Annotated in this window: 22 protein-coding genes and 1 pseudogene; 15 read left to right on the top strand and 8 right to left on the bottom strand. The window is 71.8% G+C overall.

Annotation, left to right across the window (positions count from 1 at the left end; genetic code table 11):
* Positions 1–51: 51 nt before the first annotated feature.
* Together MKK75_RS31875 and MKK75_RS31870 are read right to left on the bottom strand one after the other, a co-directional pair.
* Positions 52–375, bottom strand: coding sequence for a hypothetical protein (locus MKK75_RS31875; protein ID WP_244046477.1), 324 nt, complete (start codon positions 373–375; stop codon positions 52–54).
* A gap of 27 nt (positions 376–402) precedes the next feature.
* Positions 403–1,410, bottom strand: a complete 1,008-nt coding sequence (locus tag MKK75_RS31870) for a UDP-glucuronic acid decarboxylase family protein (RefSeq protein ID WP_244046531.1) — start codon at positions 1,408–1,410, stop codon at positions 403–405.
* Positions 1,411–2,041: 631 nt separating this feature from the next.
* On the opposite strand from MKK75_RS31870, the gene MKK75_RS31865 reads away from it, so the two are divergent.
* Positions 2,042–2,395, top strand: a complete 354-nt coding sequence (locus tag MKK75_RS31865) for a winged helix-turn-helix transcriptional regulator (protein WP_244046476.1) — start codon at positions 2,042–2,044, stop codon at positions 2,393–2,395.
* 313 nt (positions 2,396–2,708) lie between these two features.
* Here the strand turns inward: MKK75_RS31865 and MKK75_RS31860 are convergent, their stop codons facing one another.
* From MKK75_RS31860 to MKK75_RS31845, 4 genes are all read right to left on the bottom strand, one after another.
* Positions 2,709–3,227, bottom strand: a complete 519-nt coding sequence (locus MKK75_RS31860; RefSeq protein WP_244046475.1) for a hypothetical protein — start codon at positions 3,225–3,227, stop codon at positions 2,709–2,711.
* Positions 3,220–3,450 (bottom strand): hypothetical protein, encoded by a 231-nt coding sequence (locus MKK75_RS31855; RefSeq protein WP_244046474.1) that lies wholly within the window; start codon positions 3,448–3,450, stop codon positions 3,220–3,222. Before MKK75_RS31855 ends, MKK75_RS31860 begins: the two co-directional genes overlap by 8 nt.
* 91 nt (positions 3,451–3,541) lie before the next feature.
* The gene (locus MKK75_RS31850; RefSeq protein ID WP_244046473.1) at positions 3,542–4,417 is read right to left on the bottom strand and encodes an SMP-30/gluconolactonase/LRE family protein; all 876 of its coding nucleotides are present in this window, start codon (positions 4,415–4,417) and stop codon (positions 3,542–3,544) included.
* Between the two features lie 15 nt (positions 4,418–4,432).
* Positions 4,433–5,734, bottom strand: coding sequence for a sugar MFS transporter (locus tag MKK75_RS31845; RefSeq protein WP_244046472.1), 1,302 nt, complete (start codon positions 5,732–5,734; stop codon positions 4,433–4,435).
* A 152-nt stretch (positions 5,735–5,886) separates the two neighbouring features.
* On the opposite strand from MKK75_RS31845, the gene MKK75_RS31840 reads away from it, so the two are divergent.
* Together MKK75_RS31840 and MKK75_RS31835 are read left to right on the top strand one after the other, a co-directional pair.
* The gene (locus tag MKK75_RS31840) at positions 5,887–7,038 is read left to right on the top strand and encodes an aldose epimerase family protein (protein ID WP_244046471.1); all 1,152 of its coding nucleotides are present in this window, start codon (positions 5,887–5,889) and stop codon (positions 7,036–7,038) included.
* A complete protein-coding gene (locus MKK75_RS31835) occupies positions 7,035–8,849 on the top strand; it encodes an IlvD/Edd family dehydratase (RefSeq protein WP_244046470.1) in 1,815 nt (604 codons plus the stop codon). The genes MKK75_RS31840 and MKK75_RS31835 overlap by 4 nt, the downstream gene beginning before the upstream one ends.
* Before the next feature lie 130 nt (positions 8,850–8,979).
* Here MKK75_RS31835 and MKK75_RS36235 read toward each other — a convergent pair whose 3' ends face one another.
* Positions 8,980–9,720 (bottom strand): FadR/GntR family transcriptional regulator, encoded by a 741-nt coding sequence (locus tag MKK75_RS36235; protein ID WP_244046469.1) that lies wholly within the window; start codon positions 9,718–9,720, stop codon positions 8,980–8,982.
* A 140-nt stretch (positions 9,721–9,860) separates the two neighbouring features.
* Between MKK75_RS36235 and MKK75_RS31825 the strand changes: the two genes are divergently transcribed.
* The 3 genes and pseudogenes from MKK75_RS31825 (at position 9,861) to MKK75_RS31815 (ending at position 12,815) form a co-directional block, all read left to right on the top strand.
* Complete coding sequence (locus tag MKK75_RS31825) at positions 9,861–11,468, top strand: aldehyde dehydrogenase (NADP(+)) (protein WP_244046468.1); 1,608 nt, start codon at positions 9,861–9,863, stop codon at positions 11,466–11,468.
* Between the two features lie 116 nt (positions 11,469–11,584).
* Positions 11,585–11,887 (top strand): annotated as a pseudogene (locus MKK75_RS31820) (FAH family protein); the annotation flags it as partial.
* A gap of 1 nt (position 11,888) precedes the next feature.
* Entirely contained in the window at positions 11,889–12,815 is a 927-nt protein-coding gene (locus MKK75_RS31815; protein ID WP_244046467.1) for a Gfo/Idh/MocA family protein, read from the top strand.
* Between the two features lie 262 nt (positions 12,816–13,077).
* Here the strand turns inward: MKK75_RS31815 and MKK75_RS31810 are convergent, their stop codons facing one another.
* On the bottom strand, positions 13,078–13,278 hold the full coding sequence (locus MKK75_RS31810) for a hypothetical protein (RefSeq protein WP_160536328.1): 201 nt from the start codon (positions 13,276–13,278) through the stop codon (positions 13,078–13,080).
* 510 nt (positions 13,279–13,788) lie between these two features.
* Here MKK75_RS31810 and msuE point away from each other — a divergent pair.
* The 9 genes from msuE (at position 13,789) to MKK75_RS31765 (ending at position 21,202) form a co-directional block, all read left to right on the top strand.
* Entirely contained in the window at positions 13,789–14,379 is a 591-nt protein-coding gene (gene msuE, locus MKK75_RS31805; RefSeq protein ID WP_244046466.1) for an FMN reductase, read from the top strand.
* A gap of 22 nt (positions 14,380–14,401) precedes the next feature.
* Positions 14,402–15,352 (top strand): aliphatic sulfonate ABC transporter substrate-binding protein, encoded by a 951-nt coding sequence (locus MKK75_RS31800; protein ID WP_244046465.1) that lies wholly within the window; start codon positions 14,402–14,404, stop codon positions 15,350–15,352.
* 5 nt (positions 15,353–15,357) lie between these two features.
* Positions 15,358–16,395, top strand: a complete 1,038-nt coding sequence (locus tag MKK75_RS31795) for a sulfonate ABC transporter substrate-binding protein (protein WP_244046464.1) — start codon at positions 15,358–15,360, stop codon at positions 16,393–16,395.
* A complete protein-coding gene (gene ssuC / locus MKK75_RS31790; protein WP_244046463.1) occupies positions 16,395–17,177 on the top strand; it encodes an aliphatic sulfonate ABC transporter permease SsuC in 783 nt (260 codons plus the stop codon). The genes MKK75_RS31795 and ssuC overlap by 1 nt, the downstream gene beginning before the upstream one ends.
* Positions 17,177–18,010, top strand: a complete 834-nt coding sequence (locus MKK75_RS31785; RefSeq protein WP_244046462.1) for an ATP-binding cassette domain-containing protein — start codon at positions 17,177–17,179, stop codon at positions 18,008–18,010. The genes ssuC and MKK75_RS31785 overlap by 1 nt, the downstream gene beginning before the upstream one ends.
* A 169-nt stretch (positions 18,011–18,179) precedes the next feature.
* Positions 18,180–19,355, top strand: a complete 1,176-nt coding sequence (ssuD, locus tag MKK75_RS31780) for an FMNH2-dependent alkanesulfonate monooxygenase (RefSeq protein ID WP_244046461.1) — start codon at positions 18,180–18,182, stop codon at positions 19,353–19,355.
* Positions 19,356–19,499: 144 nt separating this feature from the next.
* The gene (locus MKK75_RS31775; RefSeq protein WP_244046460.1) at positions 19,500–19,781 is read left to right on the top strand and encodes a hypothetical protein; all 282 of its coding nucleotides are present in this window, start codon (positions 19,500–19,502) and stop codon (positions 19,779–19,781) included.
* A 213-nt stretch (positions 19,782–19,994) separates the two neighbouring features.
* A complete protein-coding gene (locus MKK75_RS31770) occupies positions 19,995–20,753 on the top strand; it encodes an MFS transporter (protein WP_244046459.1) in 759 nt (252 codons plus the stop codon).
* On the top strand, positions 20,681–21,202 hold the full coding sequence (locus tag MKK75_RS31765) for an MFS transporter (protein ID WP_244046458.1): 522 nt from the start codon (positions 20,681–20,683) through the stop codon (positions 21,200–21,202). The genes MKK75_RS31770 and MKK75_RS31765 overlap by 73 nt, the downstream gene beginning before the upstream one ends.
* The last annotated feature ends 143 nt before the right edge of the window (positions 21,203–21,345 follow it).

Here is a 21,345-nt window from a genome sequence, read left to right as displayed (position 1 = left end):
CCGGCCGGGGCGGCGCCCCTGGAGGATTCCGCTTCGCCCGTCTCGACCAGTCTAGATCCGGGCGGATCCGAGATAAAGCCGCACGGATCCGCGGTCCCATTTCCGAATATGGCGATGTTCGCCCATATCGAGGTCGAAAACCGGCATACCGCCCGATAAGAAGCCCGCCGCGGCCGGGCCGGGCGGGCTGAAGGTGATCTCGTCTCGGAGTACGCCGCCACCGTAAGCCTCGTGGACGGGCGGCGCATCCCTCATCCGGGTGAGGCCGGCACACGATCCTGCGACCGTCTTCAGGACCGCGCGCGCCGGCTCGGGCGGGTCCGCGACCACGCCCGCGCGGTAACGCCCGGTCCCGACGCGGATGGGGGCGGCCATCGGCGCCTCGATCCTCCGGGGCGCGGATCAGCCGGCGACAACGGCGTGCTCCTCGATCGCCGGACGCGCGGCGCGCGGCGCGATCTCGCGGGAGAACCACGCGATCGTCGCCTCCAGCCCCTCTTCCAGCGGCACACGGGGTGACCAGCCCAGCAGGGTCTCGGCCCGGGTGATGTCGGGGCGGCGGCGCTGGGGATCGTCGACTGGCAGCGGCCGGCGCACGATCCGGGAGGGCGTCCCGGTCATCCGCACCACGCGGTCGACCAGCTCAACGACAGTCATCTCGTGGGGGTTGCCGAGGTTGACCGGCCCGGCGAGGGGGGTCTCGGCCGCCATCAGGCGGAGCAGGCCGTCCACGAGGTCGCTGACGTAGCAGAACGAGCGGGTCTGCGCGCCGTCGCCGTAGACCGTGATGTCGTCGCCCGCGAGCGCCTGGCAGATCACGTTGGAGACGACGCGGCCGTCATCGGCGCGCATCCGCGGCCCGTAGGTGTTGAAGATCCGGGCGACGCGGATGTCGAGGCCATGCCGGCGCTCGAAGTCGAAGGTCAGGGTCTCGGCCGAGCGCTTGCCCTCGTCGTAGCAGGCCCGCGGCCCCGTGGGGTTGACGTTGCCCCAGTAGGATTCCGCCTGCGGGTGCCGCTCCGGATCGCCGTAGACCTCGCTGGTCGAGGCCTGGAGGAAGCGCGCGCCCGTATCCCGCGCCAGTTCCAGGAGCCGGCCGGTGCCGAGCACGCTGGTCATCATCGTGTGGACCGGGTCGGCCTGGTAGTGCGGCGGCGAGGCCGCGCAGGCGAGGTTGAACACCCAGGCGGCCTTCGGCAGCGCCGGCAGCGGCTCGGTCACGTCCGCCTCCACGAGATCGAAGCGCGGCTCGCGGGCGAGATGGGCGAGGTTCGCCCGCCGTCCGGTCAGCAGGCTGTCGACACAGGTGACGCGGGCGCCGTCGGCGAGGAGCGCGTCGATCAGATGCGAGCCGATGAACCCGGCGCCGCCGGCGACGAGGACTCGGATACCGCTCCTGGTTCCCACCATCATTCTCCCGAGTGCCTGAGGACCGATCATCGCGAGAGCGGATGCGCGCGCCTCGCACAGATAGCGCTCCGGCTCCGCGGCGCGGGCGGCGGCGGTGTGCCGCGCCACGTTCTTCGCATTGAGGCGCCGCCGCGCGCCCGCGGATCGCGCGCAGCCGGGCGCGATCATCATCCGGGGCTTTCGGACGGCGCTGGCGTGCTCTCAGCGGTGACGGCGACCTTGAGGGTGCCCTGGAGCGGCAGCACCTCGCCACGCGGTGCCGAGCGCCCTGCGCAAGTGCATGTCCCCCTCGGGGAGACGCCCCGCGGCAACAGCAGTCGACCGCTCGGTCCGGATCAACGCCGTACTGCGCCGCTTCGGACCTGCGTACGGTCGGGCCGTTCGGCTGTCAGTCCAGGACGGACGTGATCGCCATGAGGCCTTCGCGGAGGATCCTGTCCGCGACGGGTCTCTTCACCGGGATGCCGGTAGGCGTGTCCGCGCGGTTGGGGGCGCCCGGGGTGCAAGCGTTCACCGCCTGCATGATCCTGGCTCCGTGTCCTCGCCGAGAGGCCGGGGCGGACCGTAAGGGGTGGGGCCTCGGACACAAGGATGCACATCGATCGCCCCTAGTATCAGAGAGGATACCGTGATGGGACGGAGTCGCCATCCAAATTTCGATTGCGGCCCGGGCTGCCCGGTCGAGGGAACACTTGAGCTGATCGACGGCCAGTGGAAGGGCGTGGTGCTTTACCATCCCCTGTCCGGCACGCTGCGCTTCAACGCGCTTCGCCGCCACCTGAAGACCTGCACGCAGCGGATGTTGACCAACCAGCTGCGTCAGCTCGAAGCCGACGGGCTAGTTCATCGCGCGGTCCATGCCGAGGTTCCGCCGAAGGTCGAATACGGCCTGACGCCGCGCGGCCGCGCGCTGGAGCCGGTGATCCGAGCCTTGAGGGATTGGGGCGAGGCGACCATCCTCGTCGGCAACGCGCCTGTTGCTTGAAGCGGCGGCGTCCCGTTGGCGCCCCGCTCATCAACGGTGCGCCTCCCTGGATCGCTCCGCTCAGCGCGAAAACGGCCGGGTCCGGCCTCAGCCCCCGAAGGCCCGGGGGTGGCTCGCCGCGCGGATGGCTGGGTCGGGTCCGATCTCGGTCCGCTTCGCCTTCCTGGGCCTGTTCTCGACTCAGGCCGGGCCCGTTTCCAGCACCGCCCCGATCGAGCGACGGAAGTCTCTTCAGGGACCGGATCGGCGGTCGTAGTCTCCCGTCCAATCCTGCGCATCGCCACCCTCGGCAGAGGCGCGGCGTTCGTACACGTCACGCGCGATGGTCCTTCCTGCCGCGGTCTGCGATCTGCCGGTGGAGATTGTCGGCCGACGGAATGACACCCATCCGTTCCAGGGCCACCAGGAAGGCCCAGGTCTGGAGCAGATGGACGTGCCTGCCGAAGGTCATGCGCTTGACCTTCTCCTCCTCGAACAGGACGAGGATCTGGTCATCCAGCGGCAGAACATCGCCGACCCGTGCCGCGAACTCCCTGATGGATTCCTCGCCGGCATTCGGGAATTGCCGCTTGATCGTCCGTCGTGTCGCTTCGGGCAGCGCCCGCCACATGGTGCCGTACAGGGTCTCCACCGTCTGGATCCGGTTGGCCCGCCCGGCATACCAGCGCTCGAAGACGGCTTTGTCGGATGCCGTATCGGGTCCGCGCGTCAATTCGGCGTGGATCATGTCGGTGACCAGGATCGGGCACCGGAACCGATCGAGCAGATCCAGGCGGTCGACGAGCGCCAACGTGATCAGCGGCCCCGAATCCGGGATCACGAGGTCAAGCATTGCCGCGGCCATCGTCGAGAACGGACAGCAGTAGAGGCATCGCCGCGGCCAGTTGAGCCTCGACCTCCGCCTCGGCCGGGCGGGGCAGTCGATGGCCCGCATCGGCCATCGCGACGATCAGGTCGCGATACCCGTTCAAACCGAGCGACGCGATGGCATCGTCCGCGCCGATCTCGGCCCGGGAATAGGCGGACAGGATGTCGTGCGGGGTGACCAGATCCATCCGTATCCCGTGATGCCGCTCCTGACGGGAATCGATGGTAGCACGGCATTATCGACGACGCCCGCAGCGTGAGGGCCGCCAGGTCCCGCCGTCACCCCCCAAACGCCCGCGGCGGCAGCCCCCGCACGCCGACATCGACCTCGAACAAGGCCCCGGCCTCCGGCACATCCTCGGCTCCGCGCGCGGCCGAGGTGACGAACAGGCGGTCGAGCCCCGCGCCCGCGAAGGCGCAGCTCGTGATGTTGGGGGCGGGCAGCGCGACCGCCCGCATCACACGCCCGTCCGGATCCGCGCGGCTCAGCCGCCCGCCGCCCCAATGGGCGATCCAGAGGCAGCCCTCCGCGTCCGTGGTCATCCCGTCGGGCCAGCCCCACGCCTCCGGGAAGCGCAGGAACGGCCGCTTGCCCGAGAGCGTCCCGTCCTCCGAGAGGTCGAAGGCGTAGACCGTCCGGGCGGCGCTGTCGCTGTGATAGAGGGTCCGGCCGTCGAGGCTGAAGGTCGGGCCGTTGGCGACCCCGTATGCACCGTCCATCCGCTGCCAGGTCAGGTCAGGGTCGAGCCGGTGCAGGGAGCCCGAGACTGCGGTCTCGGCCTGGTGCATGCTCCCGGCCCAGATCCGGCCGGCGAAATCCACCTTGGCGTCGTTCAGGCGGTTGTCGGGGTAGCCGGGCTCGGGATCGCCGATCGGCACGATGCGGTCGGCCTCCAGATCGTAGGTCGCGAAGCCGCTCTTCAGCCCGACGACGAAGTCCCGCCGGCCCGCGCGCGGGATGATCCAGCCCAGAGGCTCCGGGAAGGGCCGCCGGCCGGTCTCGCCGCGCGCGAGGTCGAGCCAGTTCAGGGCCGGGGCCTCGATGTCGACCCAGAACAGCCTGCCCCGTTCCGGCACCCAGATCGGCCCCTCGCCGAGCCGGTCGCGCGCCATCTGGGTTCCGGAACGGGTGACGATGCGGATCCCTGCCCCCATGGCTTCGCCCCTCGGTCAGGTCGCGCGCGGGGCCCGGCAGCCCCAGACGGCGTAGAACAGCACGTAGAGTTCGCAGGCCGCGGTGATCAGGAAGGAATGCTGCAGCCCGAACCGGTCCGCCGCCCAGCCCTGCACCACCACCAGGGAGCCGCCCGCGATCGCCATGATCAGCAGCCCCGCCCCCCTCTCGGTGAGCGGCCCGAGGCCGCGGATGCCCAGCGTGAAGATCGTCGGGAACATGATCGCGTGGAACAGACCGACCGCGATCAGCGCCCACATCGCCGCGGGTCCGGTGGTGAAGGCCGCCGCCAGCATCACCGCGCAGGCGCCGACCGCCGCCCCGGCGAGCACCGCCTCGGCCGGCCGGCTCTGCATCAGGTAGCTGCCGACGAAGCGGCCGATCATCATCCCGCCCCAGAGCAGGAACAGGTAGCGCGCGGCCTGGGCGTGGGTCAGGTCGCCGATCCCGGGCTGCGACACGAAGCTGATGAACAGGTTCGACACCCCGATCTCGGCGATCAGGTAGATGAAGATCGCCGGCACGCCGAAGACGAGGTTGCGGTGGCGCCAGAGCGACCCGCCCGCGCCCTCGGCCTTGGCCGACAACGCATCCACCCCTCCGCGGATGGCCGGCAGCGGGAACCGGGCGATCACCACCGCGAGCACGATGAGCACCGCCGCCACGATCAGGTAGGGCAGCTGCACCGACTGCGCGTCGGCCAGCCGCTCGGCGGGGGTCAGGACGGTGCCCGCCGCGGCGTTGCCCGAGGTGGAGCGGCCGAGGATCAGGGCGCCGCCGAACAAAGGCGCCAGGGTGGTGCCCAGCGCGTTGAACGCCTGCACGAGGTTGAGCCGCGCCGAGGCACTCTCGGCCGGGCCGATCACCGCCACGTAGGGGTTGGCGGCGACCTGCAGCAGGGTGATGCCGCTCGCGATCACGAACAGGGCCGTCAGCGTGATCGCGTAGGAGACCTCACGGGAGGCCAGCACCATCCCGAAGGTGCCGGCCGCCATGATGCCGAGGCCGATCACCAGGGCGCGCTGGTAGCCGACCCGCGCGATCAGCTTCGCCGCGGGGATCGAGGCCACGAAGTAGGCGATGAACCAGACCGACTCGATCAGCGTGGTCTGGGTGTAGTCGAGGTCGAACACGCTGCGCAGGTGCGGCAGCAGCGTGTTGTTGATCACCGTGATGAAGCCCCACATGAAGAACAGGCTGGCCAGCAGCGACAGGGCCGGGCGGTAGCGCCCCTGTTCCTGCGCGCCGGCCGCCGTCCGGCCGGCCGCCTGTCCGACGCCCGCGATCGGTGCTGCCATCGCGCGTTTCCTTTCCCTTCCCCGCCGGACCCCTAAGCGGGACACCGTGTTGCCCATTTAATTTGTCTGAGTATATAATGGATCTTCAGTGGTCAACCGCGGCTGCCGGCGCAGGATCGGCGGAGCGGGTGGACCCGCCAAGGAGGGAACCAATGCGCGGCGGGGGACCTGTGACGCTCTGCGCCGGCGCGATGATCCCGGCCCTGGCCCAGGCGGCCGAGCCGGTCCGAACCGTGTTCGGCACTCTTCCGGACGGCCGCACGGTCGAGGAGGTGACGCTGACCAACGGGCACGGCATCACGGCGCGGATCCTGTCCTGGGGGGCGTTGCTGCGGACCCTCGATGTCCCGGACCGTGCCGGCAAGCCGGCCGACGTGGTGCTTGGCTACGGCGACCTCGCCGGCTACCTCGCCAAGCCCAACTATTTCGGCGCGAGCGTCGGCCGCTACGCCAACCGCATCCGGGCGGGCCGCTTCACCCTCGACGGGCGGACCTACCGGCTCGCCACCAACGACGGCCCGAACGCCCTGCACGGCGGCACCGCCGGCTTCGACAAGCGGCTCTGGACGATCACCGCCGTGACCGGCGGGGCGGCCCCCTCGGTGAGCCTGCGCTACGTCAGCCCGGACGGCGAAGAGGGCTATCCCGGCACGCTGACGGCGACCGCCACCTACCGGCTGGACGACACCGATACGCTCACCCTCACCTACGAGGCGACCACCGACCGGCCGACCATCGTCAACCTGACCAACCACAGCTTCTTCAACCTGGCGGGGGAGGGCTCCGGCCGCACGATCCTCGATCACGTCCTGACCATCCCGGCCGAGCGCTACACGCCGGTGGACGCCACCCTGATCCCGACCGGCGCGCATCGGCCGGTGGCGGGCACGCCGTTCGACTTCCGCACGCCGACAGCGATCGGCGCGCGCATCCGCGACGGCCGGGACGCGCAGATCGTCCGCGGGCGCGGCTACGACCACAACTGGGTGGTGACCGACGCGCCCACGGCCGAGCCGCACCAAGTGGCGCGGGTCGAGGATCCGCATTCGGGCCGGGTGCTGGAGATTGCCAGCAACCAGCCGGGGGTGCAGTTTTACGCCGGCAATTTTCTCGATGCGACCGCGGTGGGTAAATCCGGCCTCGCCTACCGGCAATCGGACGCCCTCGCCCTGGAGCCGGAACTTTTTCCCGACACGCCGAACCAGCCGGCCTTCGGCTCCGCCCGGCTGGACCCGGGCCAGACCTACCGGAACGTGATCACCTACCGCTTCTCGACCAGCCCAGCCCACCGGACCCGCCGATGACCGATCCCAAGACCGCCCGGCCCCAGACCGCCCGCCCGCTGCGCTCCCGCGCCTGGTTCGACAACCCCGACAATATCGACATGACGGCGCTCTATCTCGAGCGTTACCTGAACTTCGGCCTCAGCCTGGAGGAGTTGCGCTCGGGCAAGCCGATCATCGGCATCGCCCAGACGGGCTCCGACCTGTCGCCGTGCAACCGCCACCACCTCGTGCTGGCCGAGCGGGTCCGCGAGGGCATCCGCGAGGCCGGCGGCATCGTGCTGGAATTCCCGGTCCACCCGATCCAGGAGACCGGCAAGCGGCCGACCGCGGGGCTCGACCGCAACCTCGCCTATCTCGGCCTCGTGGAGTTGCTCTACGGCTACCCGCTCGACGGGGTGGTGCTGACCACGGGCTGCGACAAGACCACCCCGGCCTGCCTGATGGCGGCCGCCACCGTGAACATCCCGGCGATCGCCCTCTCGGTGGGGCCGATGCTCAACGGCTGGTTCAAGGGCCAGCGCACCGGCTCGGGCACGATCGTGTGGAAGGCCCGCGAGATGCTGGCGGCGGGGGAGATCGACCATGACGGCTTCATCAAGCTCGTGACCTCGTCGGCGCCCTCGACCGGCTTCTGCAACACGATGGGCACCGCCACGACGATGAACACGCTGGCCGAGGCCCTGGGCATGATGCTGCCGGGCTCGGCCGCGATCCCCGCCCCCTACCGCGACCGGCAGGAGGTCGCCTATCGGACCGGCAAGCGCATCGTCGAAATGGTGGCGGCGGATCTGAAGCCCTCCGAGATCCTGACCCGCGACGCCTTCCTCAACGCCATCGTGGTCAATTCGGCGATCGGCGGCTCGACCAACGCGCCGATCCACCTCGCGGCGATCGCCCGGCACATGGGCGTGGACCTCGACATCACCGACTGGCAGACCTACGGGCTCGACGTGCCGCTGCTCGTCAACCTGCAGCCAGCCGGCACCTATCTCGGCGAGGATTACTACCGCGCCGGCAGCCTGCCGGCCGTGGTGGCGCAGCTCATGAGCCGCGGCCTGATCCGCGAGGGCGCGCTGACGGTCAACGGCCGCACGATCGGCGACAATTGCCGGGGCGCGACCATCGAGGACGCGGACGTGATCCGGCCGATCGACAGGCCCCTGATGGAGGCGGCCGGCTTCCTCGTGCTGCGCGGCAACCTGTTCGAGGCCGCGGTGATGAAGACCAGCGTGATCGGCGCGGAGTTCCGCAACCGCTACCTGTCGAACCCCGAGGATCCGGACGCGTTCGAGGGCCCGGTCGTGGTGTTCGACGGGCCGGAGGATTATCACCACCGGATCGACGATCCGAGCCTCGGCATCACCGACGAGACCCTGCTGGTGATGCGCGGTGCCGGGCCGGTGGGCTATCCCGGCGCCGCCGAGGTGGTGAACATGCGCCCGCCCGCCGACCTGATCCGGGCCGGAATCCACGCGCTGCCCTGCCTCGGCGACGGGCGGCAATCCGGCACCTCGGCCTCGCCCTCGATCCTCAACGCCTCGCCGGAGGCGGCGGCCGGCGGCGGCCTCGCGCTGCTGCGCACCGGCGACCGGGTGCGGGTCGACCTGCGCCGCGGCACCGCCGACATGCTGGTGGACGCGGACGAGCTGGAGCGCCGCCGGAAGGCCCTGGAGGCGGCGGGGGGCTACGCCTACCCGGCCTCGCAGACCCCCTGGCAGGCGATGCAGCGCGCCGCGGTCGGGCAGATGCACACGGGCGCGATCCTGGAGGGCGCCGAGCGCTTCCAGCGCATCGCGCAGACCAGCGGACTGCCGCGCGACAACCACTGAGCGGATCCGAAAGGTCCGGGACCTTTCGCGGGTGCAGGGCGGAGCCCTGATGGGCTCGGGCAAAGCCCGACATCGGGGCTCCGCCCCGATAACCCCGCCAAAGGGCTGAGCCCTTTGGGATCCCGGTTTCTCAGGGCCGCAGCGCCAGCTCGGTGTCGGCCAGGGCGAGGCGGACCAGATCGGTCATCGTCCGGCGGGCGGCGTCCGGGTCGCCCGCCACGATCGCCTCGTAGAGGACGCGGTGGTCGGGCATCGGGTCCCGGGGCAGGCCCTGGCGGCGATGCTTGAAGATCGTCGTCCACGTGACGGCCGCCGCGATGGAACTCGACAGGGCGATCAGCGGCCCGTTGCGAGCAGCCTCCAGGATCGCGGTGTGGAAGGCCTGGTCGGCGGCCCGGCCGGCCTCCGTACTGAGGCCGTGGCGGCCCATCTCCTCCAGGGCATGGCCCATCCGGGCGAGGTCGAGGCCCGAACGCCGCTCGGCCGCGAGCGCCGCCGCGGCCGGCTCCACGATCATCCGCAATTCGAACAGGTCGCGGATGAACGTCTCGCTCGGCTCCGATTCGAAGGTCCAGGCCAGGATGTCCGGATCGAGCAGGTTCCAGCGGCTGCGCTGGCTCACCCGCGTCCCGGTGCGCGGCCGGCTCTCCAAGAGCCCCTTGGCGCTCAGGATTCGAACCGCCTCGCGGTAGGCGGTTCTGGAAACCTTGAGTTGCTCCGCGAACTCGATCTCCCCGGGCAGCACGTCGCCCGGCGCGTAGCGGCCCCCCAGGATCGCCACCCCGAGATCGCGCGCCACCGAGCCGTGGATGCGACGCGAGCCTGAGGCGAGCGGGAGCCTGATATCCTCGTGTCCGCGATCCTGTCTCACCCACGACCTCCAGTCCGAGCCACGGGACGGGCCAGGATCGCCAGGATCGTACCCGGAAGTTGTAGGAGCGCAAGATTCGACACCCTTAAGCGAATGGATGAACGCTTGCGGCTCCGATCGAACTGCTCTACCCTATTTGTATGAGTAAACAACCTCGAGACATCGCGGCGATCCGCGGCACCGCCCTGGTCGGCGAGGCGGAGGTGACGACGTCGGAGACGTTCCGGGCGGTCGAAGCGGCGACCGGGGCAGCCCTGGAGCCGGCCTTCGCATCCGCAGGCGCCGGGGAGGTCGAGGCCGCCTGCGCGCTGGCGGAGGCGGCGTTCCCGAGCTTCTCGGAGACCGATCCGGAGACGCGGGGGCGCTTCCTCGAAGCGGCGGCCGAGGAGATCTCCGGCCTCGGCTCCGCCCTGATCGAGCGCGCCATGGCGGAAACCGGGCTGCCCCAGGCGCGCCTGGAGGGCGAGCGCGGTCGCACGATCGGGCAGTTGCGCCTGTTCGCGAACCTCGTCCGCTCGGGCGACTGGATCCAGGCGACGATCGATCCGGCGCAGCACAAGCGCCAGCCGCTGCCCCGGCCGGACCTGCGACGGCGCCACGTCGCCCTGGGTCCGGTGGCGGTGTTCGGGGCGTCGAACTTCCCGCTGGCCTTCGCGTGGGGGGGGGGCGACACCGCCTCGGTGCTCGCGGCCGGTTGCCCGGTGGTTGTGAAGGGCCACCCGGCCCATCCGGGAACCGGGGAGCTGGTGGCCCGGGCCCTGCGCGCCGCGGTGGCGGCGAGCGGCCTGCCCGCGGGGGTGTTCTCCTACCTGCCGGGGCCGTCGAACGCGCTGGGCACCGCCCTGGTGGCGGATCCGCGGATCAAGGCCGTGGGCTTCACTGGTTCCCGCGGGGGTGGGCTGGCGCTGATGCGCGCGGCGGCCGCGCGCCCTGAGCCGATCCCGGTCTATGCCGAGATGAGCGCGGTCAATCCGGTCCTGCTCCTGCCCACCGCCCTGCGGACCCGGGGCGCGGCCCTGGCCGCGGGCTTCGTCCAGTCGCTCACCATGGGGGCGGGGCAGTTCTGCACCAATCCGGGGCTGCTGATCGGCATCGCGGGGCCCGGGCTCGACGCCTTCGCGGTGGCGGCCGGCGCCGCGATCCGGGCGAGCGCGCCGCACACGATGCTGACGGCCGACATCCGCGCCCGGTTCGAGGGCGCGGTCGCCGCGATGGCGGAGCGCCCGGGGGTGATGGTAGCGGCCCGCGGCGAGAAGGCCGGGCCCGGGGGCGCCCCCGCCGCGCTGCTGCGCACGGAGGCCCGCCACCTGCTGGCCGATCCGTCGCTGACCGAGGAGATGTTCGGCCCCGCGGGGATCCTGGTGGCGGCCGCCGACGCAGCGGAGCTTACCCGGGTGATCGAGTCCCTCGGGGGGCAGCTCACCGCGACGCTGCACATGGACCCGGCGGACGAGCCGCTGGCCGCCGGGCTGGTGCCGCTGCTGGCGCGCAAGGCCGGCCGCGTCCTCGCCAACGGCTGGCCCACGGGCGTGGAGGTGTGCCACGCGATGGTGCATGGCGGCCCGTTCCCGGCGACCTCGGACGTCCGCACCACCTCGGTCGGGACCCTGGCGATCGAGCGGTTCCTGCGCCCGGTCTGCTACCAGGACCTGCCGGCGGCGCTGCTGCCGCCGCCCCTGCGCCCGGACAATCCCTGGCATCTCGCGCGCCGGATCGACGGCGTCCTCGAACCGCAATCCGGCCGCTGACGGGCCGCCTCGGCCGCGCATCGGGACGGCCCGCAGAGGCCGCCGAACAAGAACGCCCCGAGGGGGAATTTCGAATGGGACGATCACTCCTACAATTCCAGCGTCTGAACAGGGGGCGCGGCGTCAGCCGCATCCTGCGCGACGGCGCCGTGCTCTGGGAGAAGCCGTTCCCCTCGGGCGAAGCGAACATGTCCCACAGGATCGACAACCTGGAGCGGCACCACTTCAAGTATGCGCTGTTCCGCCGGCCCGGGGACGTGCACGTGCATTTCTTCGGGACCGCCACCCTGTCGTTCAGCGACGGGGTCGCGGCCCGGCCGGGCGACGTGTTCGAGATCGCGGCCGCCCCCTTCACGCTGCCGCTACGCAATCCCCTGGCGGTCGCCCCGGCCGCCGACATCGCCGTCCGGGGGCTCTGAGATGACGCATCCGATCCGCATCGGGCTGGTGGGCGTCGGCAAGATCGCCCGGGACCAGCATCTGCCGGTGATCGGCACCTCGCCGGACTACACCCTGGTGGCCGTGGCGAGCCGCCACGGCGGCCTCGACGGGGTGCCGAACTACCGGACGCTGCCCGAGATGCTGGCGGGGGAGGGCGATCTCCAAGCGGTCGGCCTGTGCCAGCCGCCGCAGGCGCGGTTCGCGGCCGCCCTGGCGGCGATCGAGGCGGGGCTGCACGTCTTCCTGGAGAAGCCTCCGGGGGCGACCCTGGCCGAGGTCGGGATCCTGTCCGAGGCCGCGCGGCGGCGGGGGGTGAGCCTGTTCGCGAGCTGGCACTCCCGTTTCGCGCCGGGCGTGGAGCCCGCGCTCCAATGGCTGTCCGCGCGTCGGATCCGGTCGGTCTCGATCGCCTGGATGGAGGACGTGCGGCACTGGCATCCGGGCCAGGACTGGATCTGGGAATCCGGCGGGATGGGCGTGTTCGATCCGGGGATCAACGCCCTGTCGATCGCGACCCACATCCTGCCGCCCTTCTTCCTGACCGGCGCGACCCTGGAGGTTCCGGAGAACCGGCAGGCGCCGATCGCCGCCGACCTGCGCTTCACGGATTCTGCCGGCACCCCGATCCACGCCGTGTTCGACTGGCGCCAGACCGGGCCGCAGACCTGGGACATCCGCGTCGAGACCGAAGACGGGACCCTGGTCCTGTCGCGGGGCGGCGCGGCCCTGACGATCGACGGCCGCGACCAGACGCTGCCGCCCGAGGCCGATTATCGCGGCCTCTACGACCGCTTCGCCGCCCTGATCCGCTCCGGCGCCAGCGACGTCGACCTCAATCCCCTGATCCACGCCGCCGACGCCTTCCTGCGCGGCGAGCGCCGCAGCGTCGCGGCCTTCACGGACTGACCGGGAAGCCCCTGCGGGACACGAACGCGACGGACTCGAGACGGCCGCACGGGCAGGTTCGCCGCCAACCCAAGGGGCGGCATCCGACGGGCGGCATCCGCGACCGCTCGGCCAGAGGATCCGGGAGCCGCCGAGGCAAGGATTGCAGCCAGGATTGCAGCAAGCGCCATCCGGCGCTGTGGCTGCACACGAAAAAAGGGCCAGCCGCGAGGGCTGGCCCGGTCGTTCCATCTCCGCCGGGACGCGGAGAGCCCTGCGGGCCTTACTCGGCCGCGGTCATCTCGGCGGTGAAGTGGCCGCACCAGTCGTTCGTGGAGACCACCGGCCACAGGCCCTTGGACTCCGGCTCCGGCTGGCTGACCGGCGGGTTGAACCGGCACAGGCCGGCATCGGCCTGGGGCGCAGCACCGTTGCCGGTGTGCTCGTCGAAGAACTTGCAGCTCTCGCAATGGGCGTTGGCCATGTCGCGTATCTCCCGATGACGATCGGCGCCGTGCCGCTCTGTTGCGAATTAGAACAGCTATAATCTGGAAGTCAAGACTGCTATTCGGCCGCGGCCCCGGCTGCCGGCCCGATTGGACGACGCGGGCCACACGGCCGGGCGACGGAGGTCCGCGCGTCGGCCCGGCCCCGAAGCCGATGAGATTCCTCCTCGGGCGCCGGCTTTCGAAGGATGATCGAACGCCGCGCCGCGCGATCCGGAGACTCAACCTGCCGCCGAAGCGGCTTTCCGGAAGGTCATCCCGATCCGTCGCGAGATATCCAAGCGCGGCGCCGGATAAAACTTCGCTATCGATGCGGGGAATTGAGGAGAACCATTTTTCCATCCCGCATGAATAGGGAAGAGCATTTCATTGACCTGCGGCGGAAGGAGCGTCAAGTCTAGGACCTGTCGGGAAATCGGGCCGGACGCCCGTGCGTCTCGACCGGCGCCCCGCGCCTCCCCATGGCCTCCGAGCAAGGCACCTGAAGCATGACACGACCGAGACTCGTCGGGCTGAGCGCGAACGTGCAGCGGCCGTCCAAGACGCGCGCACTGGTCGACGCGGTGCTGCGCGCGGCCGGCGCACGGGGCGCGCTCGACGCCCGCGCGCTGGACTTCGTCGATGCCGGCCCCGGCCTCGGCGCCGCCTGGACCCGCGACCAGCTGCCGCCGCCCGCCCGGGCGCTGCTCGACGCGATCGAGGCGGCGGACGGGCTCGTCGTCGGCTCGCCGGTCTACAAGGGCGCCTATACCGGCCTGTTCAAGCACCTGTTCGATCTGGTCGATCCGGGGGCGCTCGCCGGCAAGCCGGTGGCCATCGTGGCCACCGGCGGCGGGGCGCGGCACGCCCTCGTGGTGGAGCACGCCTTCCGGCCGCTCTTCGGCTTCTTCGGCGCCCTCCAGATCCCCACCGCAATCTACGCCTCGGACGCGGATTTTCGCGAGGGCGTGCTCGTCGAGGCGGGCGTGCGCGCCCGAGCCGCGGAGGCGGGCGGGCAGCTCGCCGCGCTGCTGGCCCACCGTGCCGCTCAAGGCGCGGCCCACAGAGCGGCCCCGGTCGCCCTCGCGGCCGCCGAGTGAGTCTCAGAGTGTGAGCCCCGCGATGCTCGACCGCCGCAGCCTGCTCGCCGCCCTGCTGGCCGTTCCGGCGGCCCTCGCCAACGCCCGGGCGGCCGAGCCGGGCGTGCTCCGGATCGGCTACCAGAAGAACGGCATCCTGGTGGTGGCCAAGCAGCAAGGGATCATCGAGCGCCGCCTGGAGCCCCTCGGCCACACGGTACGCTGGATCGAGTTCTCCTTCGGGCCGCCGCTGCTCGAAGCCCTCTCGCTCGACGGGATCGATCTCGGGCAGACCGGCGACGCGCCGCCGATCTTCGCCCAGGCCGCGCGGTCGAACCTCGTCTACGCGGCCGCCCAGGAGGCGGGCGGGTCCGGCGCCGGGATCCTGCTGCCGAAGGGCTCCGGGATCCGGAGCCTCGCCGAGCTCCGGGGCAAGCGCGTCGCCTTCGCCAAGGCGTCGAGCGCCCACAACCTGACCATCGCGGCCCTGGAGAAGGCCGGCCTGACCTACGCCGACATCGAGCCCGTGACCCTGGCGCCCGCGGATGCGGCGGCGGCCTTCGCCCGGGGCAGCATCGACGCCTGGACGATCTGGGACCCGTACTTCGCCATCGCGGAGGCGGGGGAGGGGGTGCGCGTGCTGGCCTCCGCCACCGAGATCGCCCCGCAGACCAACTTCTTCCTGGCGAGCCGGCCCTTCGCGGAGGGCCGGGGCGCCGTGCTCGCCGCGGCGATCGACGCCCTCGGCGACGTGGCGGCCTGGTGCACGCAGAACCGCGGCGCGGTGGCCGCGCTGCTGTCGCAGGGCACCGGCGTGCCGCTCCCCGCGACCCGCCGGGCGGTGGACCGGACCGACTACGTGATCGGGCCGATGACCGCGCGCGTGATCGCCGCGCAGCAGCAGGTCGCCGACCGGTTCCACGCCCTGAAGCTGATCCCGAAACCGGTCCGGATCGCCGACGCGGTCTGGGCAGCCCCCGCCCGCAACGGCTGAGCCCCATGACCGACCGAACGCCCCGCGCCCTGGCCCTGCCGTCCCCGGCCGGCCCTGCCCCGCACCGCCGCCTGCTCCTGTCCGCCGGGCTCGGCCTCGCGGCGGCCGCGCTGCTGCGCCCCGCGCGCGCCGCCGGCAGCATCCGGATCGGCTACCAGAAATACGGCTCCCTGGTGCTGTTGAAGGGCCGCGGCACCCTGGAGGCGGCGCTCCAGCCGCTGGGCACCACGGTGTCGTGGTCGGAATTCCCGTCCGGGCCGCCGCTGATGGAGGCGCTCAACGCCGGCGCGGTGGATTTCGGCTCGGCCGGCGAGGCCCCGCCGATCTTTGCCCAGGCCGCGAGCGCGGAGCTGCGCTACGTCGGCACAGAGCCGCCGGCCCCGAGGGGCGAGGCGATCCTCGTGCCGAAGGACAGCCCGATCCGCAGCCTCGCCGACCTGCGCGGCAAGACCATCGCCCTCAACAAGGGCTCGAACGTCCATTACCTGCTGGTCCGCGCCCTGGGGCAGGGCGGCATACCGTATGACGCGGTGAAGCTCGCCTTCCTGGCGCCGGCCGATGCCAACGCCGCCTTCGTGCGCGGGTCGGTCGATGCCTGGGCGATCTGGGACCCGTTCCTGGCCGCCGCCGAGCGCTCCACCGGCGCCCGGGTGCTGGCGGACGGCAAGGGGGTCGACGGGACCGGGATCGCCCCGAACCGGCAGTTCTACCTGTCCCGGCGCGGCTTCACGGATTCGAGCCCGGAGGTGGTCTCGGCCGTCCTGAAGGCGATCGGGGAGGTCGATGCCTGGGCCGCGGGCCATGCCGAATCCGTGGCGGCGGAGCTCGCCCCCACGGTGGGCATCCCCGCCCCGGTCCTGAGCGTCGCCCTCGGCCGCCTGTCCTACGGCGTGGCGCCCCTCGACGCGACGGTGATCGCCGACCAGCAGAAGGTCGCGGACGCCTTTCACACGCTCGGCCTCCTGCCGAAGCCGATCCGGATCGCCGACGCGGTCTGGACGCCGCCCGAGCGCCGGGCCGAGGCCCTGGGAGCCAACCGCTGATGCCCGCATCCAAGCGCGACCGCCTGCGCGACGCCGCGATCCCCTGGCTGCTGCCGGCCGCGATCCTGGTGGGCTGGCAGGCCGCGGTCTCGACCGGGCTCGTCTCGAACCGGTTCATGCCGGCGCCCCTCGACGTGGTCCGGGCCGGCTGGGAGGCCGGACGGACCGGCGAACTCTGGACCAATCTCGGGGTCAGCACCCTGCGGGCGCTCGCCGGTTTCGTAGTCGGCGGCGGGATCGGCTTCGCGCTGGGGCTGGCCAACGGGTTGTCGCGCCTGTCGGAGCGGCTGACCGACACCTCGGTGCAGATGGTGCGCAACGTCCCCCACCTGTCGCTGATCCCGTTGGTGATCCTGTGGTTCGGCATCGGCGAGGCGGCGAAGCTGTTCCTCGTGGCGCTCGGCGTGTTCTTCCCGATCTACGCCAACACCCTGCACGGCATCCGCTCGGTCGATCCGGGCCTCGTGGAGATGGGCCGGGTCTACGGCATGTCCCGGGCGGAGCTGTTCGCCCGGGTGGTGCTGCCCGGCGCCCTGCCGTCGATCTTCGTCGGCCTGCGCTACGGCCTGGGCATCATGTGGCTGACCCTGATCGTCGCCGAGACGATCTCGGCCTCCTCGGGGCTCGGCTACATGGCCATGCAGGCCCGCGAGTTCATGCTGGTCGACGTCGTGGTGCTGGCGATCCTGATCTACGCGGCGCTGGGCAAGCTCGCCGACGCCCTGACCCGCCAGCTCGAGCGCGCCTGCCTCGCCTGGAACCCCGCCTACAGGAGCGCCTGATGCTGCTCGACGCCGTCCGCCGCGAGGCGCTGTCCGATCCGGGCCCCGAGCCCCGGCAGTCCGGAGGCCCGACCCCGTCGCCCGCGGAGCCCTCCGCCCGCGGGATCGCCGTCACCGTCCGCGACCTGCACAAGAGCTTCGACGGCCATGCGGTCATCGAAGGTTTGAACCTGTTCCTGCCGGCGGGCGGGTTCACCGCGGTGGTGGGCCGCTCGGGCTGCGGCAAGAGCACCCTGCTGCGCCTGATCCTCGGCCTGGAGAATCCGACCGGCGGCCGGATCGACCTGGAGGGGCCGGAGGGCTCCCCCCGCCGGTCCGAACCGCCGAAGCGGATCATGTTCCAGGAGCCGCGGCTCCTGCCCTGGGCGCGGGTGGTCGACAACGTCGCGGTCGGCCTGTCGGGCCACGGCACCCGGGCCGAGCGCCGGGAACGGGCGCGCGCCGCCCTCGCCGAGGTCGGCCTGTCCGACAAGGCCGGGCATTGGCCCGCGACGCTCTCGGGCGGCCAGCGCCAGCGCGTGGCGCTCGCCCGGGCGCTGGTGAGCCGGCCGGGCCTGCTCGCCCTCGACGAGCCGCTCGGGGCGCTGGACGCCCTCACCCGCATCGGCATGCAGGACCTGATCGAGCGGATCTGGCGGGCGCAAGGGTTCACGGCGCTCCTCGTCACCCACGACGTCGCCGAGGCGGTGGCCCTGGCGGACCGGATCCTCGTGGTCGAGGCGGGCCGCATCGCCCTCGACCTGCGGGTCGACGTGCCGCGCCCGCGCCGGCGCGGCGACCCGGACCTCGCGCGTCTCGAAGGGCGCATCCTCGATCACCTGCTCGGCGGATAGCAAGGACCAGGTTCCCAAAGGGCGAGCCCTTTGGCGGGGTATCGGGCAGAAACCCGAGTTCATTGGCCCCGATCTCGGGCTTCGCCCGAACCCAGCATGGCTCCGCCCTGCACCCGCAAAAGGGCTCGCCCTTTTGAAACCCCAATATCGTTCAGTGAGGAAGATCCCGATGACCGCACCGCAAGACGGGCGTGCCGACGTCCTCTGGTTCCTGCCGACCCACGGCGACGGCCGCTATCTCGGCGCCGGCGAGGGGGCCCGCGCGGTGTCCCTGTCCTATCTCCGCCAGATCGCCCAGGGCGCGGACGACCTCGGCTATTACGGCGTGCTGCTGCCGACCGGGCGGTCCTGCGAGGATTCCTGGATCGTCGCCTCGGCGCTGGCGCCGCTGACGAAGCGCCTGCGCTTCCTCGTGGCGGTGCGGCCGGGCCTGATGGAGCCCTCCGCGGCGGCCCGCATGACGTCGACCCTGGACCGGATCTCGGAGGGGCGCCTGCTGATCAACGTGGTCACCGGCGGCGACCCGGTGGAACTCGCGGGCGACGGCGTGTTCCTGTCCCACGATGCGCGCTACGCCGTCACCGACGAGTTCCTGACGATCTGGCGCGGCCTGCTCGCGGGCGAGACCGTGACCTTCGAAGGCACTCATCTGCGCGCCGAGAACGGCCGGCTGATCTACCCGCCGGTGCAGAAGCCCTATCCGCCACTCTATTTCGGCGGCTCCTCGCCCGCCGGCATCGCGGTGGCGGCCGAGCATTGCGACGTCTACCTCACCTGGGGCGAGCCCCCGGCCCAGGTCGCCGAGAAGATTGTTTCCGCACGCCAGGCGGCCGAGGCACGCGGAAGGACGTTCTCCTACGGCATCCGCCTGCACGTGATCGCCCGGGAGACGGAGGGTGAAGCCTGGGATGCGGCCGAACGGCTGATCTCGCGGCTCGACGACGCCACCATCGCCAGGGCGCAGGAGACCCTGAAGCGGCAGGATTCCGTGGGCCAGAGCCGGATGATGGCCCTCCACGGGGGTAATCGCGAAAAACTGGTGGTGTCGCCGAACCTCTGGGCCGGCGTCGGCCTCGTGCGCGGCGGGGCCGGGACGGCTCTGGTCGGCTCGGCCGATCAGGTCGCCGACCGGATGAAGGAATACATCGATCTCGGGATCGACCGCTTCATCCTCTCGGGCTACCCGCACCTGGAGGAGGCCTACCGCTTCGCCGAGCTGGTCTTCCCGAAGCTGCCGCTGCGCGCCACCACGGGCCGCCCGGCCACCGACGCCCGCAACGACGGCCCGTTCGGCGAGATCATCGCCAACGACCTCGTGCCGGCCCGGCGGGTCGGGGCGCATTGAGCGGGCGATCAGCCTGAGCTGTCCAGTATTGGGCATGGCTGATCTGCATCCGTGCCACCCGGGTGTCATGCTGACGCCATCCTTGGCGTCCATCCGCACCGCCCATCGCCGCGTCCGCGCGGCCCGGATGAGCGAATGATGTCCATGCCTTCGACGATTTCGACCAAGACGGCCCTGCTGGCGATCGGCCTCGTCGCGGCCCTTCCCGTGGCGGCGCTCGCCGAGCAATCCCCGGCCCGGGACGCGCTCAAGCAGCACTGCACCGGCGACTACATGGATTATTGCAGCGCCTACGCGCCGGGCGGCCCGGAGGTCGAGGCTTGCTTCAAGGCCAACCTGAAGAAGCTCTCCGCCGGCTGCTCGGCGGCGATCATCGCCTACAAGAAGGAGCAGCGGGCGACCAGGCGGGTCAGCGAGGCGCGCTGAGCGGTCGCTCTTCCGTGCGGGCCGCGATGTTCACGGATCGCTCGGAGACGGGGCGTGATACCCCCTGCCCCGCGCGCGGGGCAGGGGGACTTGCGGCCCTCACCGGCGCGGCGCGCGATGTGGGAATCCGCTGGCGATGCGTGGAGATCACGGCGGCCTAGCGAGGGGCAGCGACCACGCCGCGTCGACCCTCGGACCCGACCTCACCCAGCGATGCCAGCGCTCGACCTGACCGACCCGGCCGCCCTCCGCGGAGCCGACGACCACGCCGCACGCGCCCGGCGCCTGTCCACACGGCTGCTGTTCCTGATCGTCGGCCTCGCCAACGCCACCTGGGCGCCCCTGGTGCCGCTGGTGAAGGACCGCGCCGGCCTCGACGAGGCCGGGCTCGGCCTGCTGCTCCTCACCTTCGGCATCGGCTCGATCCTGGCGATGCCGAGCGCCGGGGCGGCGGCGGCGCGGCTCGGATACCGCCCGGTCCTCCTCGCCGGGACGTCGGCGATCGGCCTCGCCCTGCCGGTGCTGGCCGAGGGCACGGGTCTCGTGCCGCTCACCCTGGCGCTCCTCCTGTTCGGGGCCGGGATGGGGGCGGTGGACTGCGTCATGAACCTGCAGGCCATCGCGGTGGAACGTGCCGGCGGGCGGCCGATGATGTCGGGCTTCCACGGCCTCTACAGCCTCGGCTGCATCCTGGGGGCGCTCCTCGCCAGCGGATTGCTGGCCGCCGGGCTCGGGGCAAGCTGGGCCGTGCTGATCCTGGTCGGGGGCATCGCGGCCCTGTTCGCGGCGGCCTGGCCCGGCATCCTGCGGGCACCCGGCCATCGGCCGGGCGACAGGGCGGGGGACATGACGGGCGGCAGCGGCGGCCCGTCCTCGCGCTGCCCCGGGGTCCGGTGCTGGTGCTCGGCCTGCTCTGCTTCGTGGTGTTCCTCACCGAGGGCTCGGCCCTCGATTGGAGCGCGGTCTTCCTGATCCAGCAGCGCGGACTCGATCCGGCCTGGGCGGCGCTCGGCTACGCGGCCTTCTCGGTGACCATGACGGCCGGGCGGCTCGCGGGTGACCGGATCGTGGCCCGGCTCGGCCGACGGCGTGTGGTGATCCTCGGCGGCCTGCTGGCCGCCGCCGGCTTGGCGCTGTCGGTGGTGATGCCGGCCTGGGCGGCGACGCTCGCGGGCTACGCCCTGGTCGGGGCGGGCTGCGCCAACATCGTGCCGATCCTGTTCACGGCGGCGGGCCGCCAGACCGCGATGCCCGCACACGCGGCGGTGCCGGCGGTGACGACGCTGGGCTATGCCGGCGTGCTGGTGGGCCCCGCCCTGATCGGCTTCGTCGCCCACGCGCTCGGCTTGCCGGCCGCCTTCCTGATCGTAGCGGCCCTGCTCCTCGGTGTGGCGGCGGCCGGGCGGTCGCTTCGGTTCTAAGACCCTGTTCGACGGGAGCACATGGGGTCGTGCGTCGCGCGGACGGATCCCGTCGCGGTTTCGAAAGGTCGAGACCCAGCCGTTTTAGGGTGTTTCGCGCTCGACTTGGCCACGACCGCTCGCCGTCATCGCGAGCGCAGCGA

The sequence above is a fragment of the Methylobacterium sp. J-030 genome (assembly GCF_022829545.1).
Classification (GTDB): domain Bacteria; phylum Pseudomonadota; class Alphaproteobacteria; order Rhizobiales; family Beijerinckiaceae; genus Methylobacterium.
Note: the sequence above shows the minus strand (reverse complement) of the source record. Positions and strands in the feature narration are given on the sequence as shown.